At 54.4% G+C, this 2124-nt stretch carries 1 protein-coding gene; it reads right to left on the reverse strand.

Annotation, left to right across the window (positions count from 1 at the left end; translation table 11 throughout):
- On the reverse strand, positions 1-2124 hold a 2124-nt coding region (locus AEA42_RS22365; protein ID WP_197278447.1), incomplete at both ends, for an Ig-like domain-containing protein.

Here is a 2124-nt window from a genome sequence, read left to right on the forward strand (position 1 = left end):
CGCCGGTGGTGGCGTTGTAGCTGTAGCCTGTCGCCGGAGTGCCGTCAGCAAACTGCAGCGCCCCATTCACCAGCTTCAGTTCCACATCGGTGGTCGCGGTGCCATTGACGATAGTCAGGTTCACGTGACCGCCTTCAGCAAAGTCGGCATGGTTGATGGTGACTTGGAGCTGTACGCCATCACCGTTGATTTCGGCTTGCGTGAGTGAGCCATCACCTGGATTGCCGTCATCGACGATCAATACGGTCGGTGCAGTGGGTGCTGTGGTGTCTATTGTTACAACGTCGCTGGCATTATCGGTGTTACCTGCAGGATCTGTGACCGTAGCAGTTAAAATCAGGGTCTTGCCTTCATCTGGGGCATCGACCGCTAAACTCAGGCCGTTATTCAGCATGTCCAGAGTGACTGTACCATTAAACAGCTCGTTACCATCTTGGTCGACAATTACTAAGGTATCGCCGATGGAGGTACCTGCACCGAGGGTGACTTGGTAGTTCACTTGACCGCTGAGTTCGGCGCTGCTGAGCAGGCCGTCGTTGTTGGTATCTTCAGTGATTGTGAGGTTAACTACTGGAGCATTGGTGTCAATCACCACATCTTGGGTGACGGTTTTGCTGTTGCCAGCGGCGTCGGTGACGGTGGCCGTGACGGGGTAGGTGCCGTCAGGCAGCAAAGTGCCAGTCAGGTCCACGCTCCAGTTACCTTGTGCATCAATCACTAAGCCGTTGGCGGTGGTGTAAACCACACCATTGATGGTGACGGCTAAGGTGCTGTTGTCATCCAAATCGACGGTACCTTTGAAAATCAGGGTGTTGTCGTTGGTGATAAAGTCACTGCTGGAGCTGCCGGTGTCTTCGGTGATGGCGGTGATGGCCACGGTGTTACCGTCACCGTCTTGGTCAATCTTGGTGTCAATCACCACATCTTGGGTGACGGTTTTGCTGTTGCCAGCGGCATCGGTGACGGTGGCCGTGACGGGGTAGGTGCCGTCAGGCAGCACAGTGCCAGTCAGGTCCACGCTCCAGTTACCTTGTGCATCAATCACTAAGCCACTGCCGACAGTGTAGGTTGTGCCATTGATGGTGACGGCTAAGGTGCTGTTGTCATCCAAATCGACGGTACCTTTGAAAATCAGGGTGTTGTCGTTGGTGATAAAGTCACTGCTGGAGCTGCCGGTGTCTTCGGTGATGGCGGTGATGGCCACGGTGTTACCGTCACCGTCTTGGTCAATCTTGGTGTCAATCACCACATCTTGGGTAACAGTTTTGCTGTTGCCGGCCACGTCGGTGACGGTGGCGCTGACAGGGTAAGTGCCGTCAGGCAGCACAGTACCGGTCAGGTCGACGCTCCAGTTACCTTGCGCATCAATCACTAAGCCGTTGGCGGTGGTGTAAACCACACCATTGATGGTGACGGCTAAGGTGCTGTTGTCACCTAAATCGACAGTACCTTTGAAAATCAGAGTGTTGTCGTTGGTGATAAAGTCACTGCTGGAGCTGCCGGTGTCTTGGGTGATGGCGGTGATGGCCACGGTGTTACCGTCGCCGTCTTGGTCAATCTTGGTGTCAATCACCACATCTTGGGTAACGGTTTTGCTGTTGCCGGCCACGTCGGTGACGGTGGCGCTGACAGGGTAAGTGCCGTCAGGCAGCACAGTACCGGTCAGGTCGACGCTCCAGTTACCTTGCGCATCAATCACTAAGCCGTTGGCGGTGGTGTAAACCACACCATTAATGGTGACGGCTAAGGTGCTGTTGTCACCTAAATCGACGGTACCTTTGAAAATCAGAGTGTTGTCGTTGGTGATAAAGTCACTGCTGGAGCTGCCAGTGTCTTGGGTGATGGCGGTGATGGCCACGGTGTTACCGTCACCGTCTTGGTCAATCTTGGTGTCAATCACCACATCTTGGGTAACGGTTTTGCTGTTGCCGGCCACGTCGGTGACGGTGGCGCTGACAGGGTAAATGCCGTCAGGCAGCACAGTACCGGTCAGGTCGACACTCCAGTTACCTTGCGCATCAATCACTAAGCCGTTGGCGGTGGTGTAAACCACACCATTAATGGTGACGGCTAAGGTGCTGTTGTCACCTAAATCGACGGTACCTTTGAAAATCAGAGTGTTGG

This window comes from Shewanella sp. Sh95 (assembly GCF_001308045.1).
Lineage (GTDB): Bacteria > Pseudomonadota > Gammaproteobacteria > Enterobacterales > Shewanellaceae > Shewanella > Shewanella xiamenensis.